This window comes from Bacillus sp. P4_D3, from assembly GCF_056401855.1.
In genome coordinates this window covers 1-507 of sequence record NZ_JBFUIN010001370.1, presented here as the reverse complement: position 1 = coordinate 507, position 507 = coordinate 1, and the positions used below count along the sequence as shown (strand labels likewise).

The following is a 507-nucleotide window of genomic DNA, read 5'->3' as shown; positions in this document are numbered from 1 at the left end:
AAGCAATGGGAAAACATTTTTCAAAAAGAAGWCAATCTACAATATAGATTTATAGCAGAGATGTTAACTGGAGAAATTATTGGATTTATCGATGGTGGAACTGAAAGAATGGGTACATATAATTGTGATATGGAATTATATGCGATTTACATTTTACAAGATTATCAAGGTTTGAAAGTAGGGAAAAGATTATTTCAAGCTTTACTGTCAGAATGTATAAATAATAATATGGAATCTCTTTTAGTTTGGGTAGTTTCTAATAATCCTTCTAAAAAGTTTTATGAAAAATATAATCCAGAAAAAATTGACACGAAACTTTTAGAAAGACTAAATGTAGAAGAAATAGCATATGCTTGGCGAGATATGGATTGTTTATACAAATCACTATCAATTTAGAAGAAGATAATATTATTATGTAAACTTAATTTACAAGAATGAAAAAATACATCAATTATTATATTGGTGTATTTTTTGTTGATGGATTAAACGTTTTGAAAAGATGAAAAG

The 507-nt window shown here is 26.1% G+C and carries 1 protein-coding gene; it reads left to right on the top strand.

Translation table 11 applies throughout. The annotated features are described in order from the left end of the window. Positions 1-396, top strand: a 396-nt coding sequence (locus tag AC1DTM_RS31410) for an N-acetyltransferase family protein (protein WP_477001810.1), incomplete at its 5' end; no start/stop codon positions are given. Between the last annotated feature and the right edge of the window lie 111 nt (positions 397-507).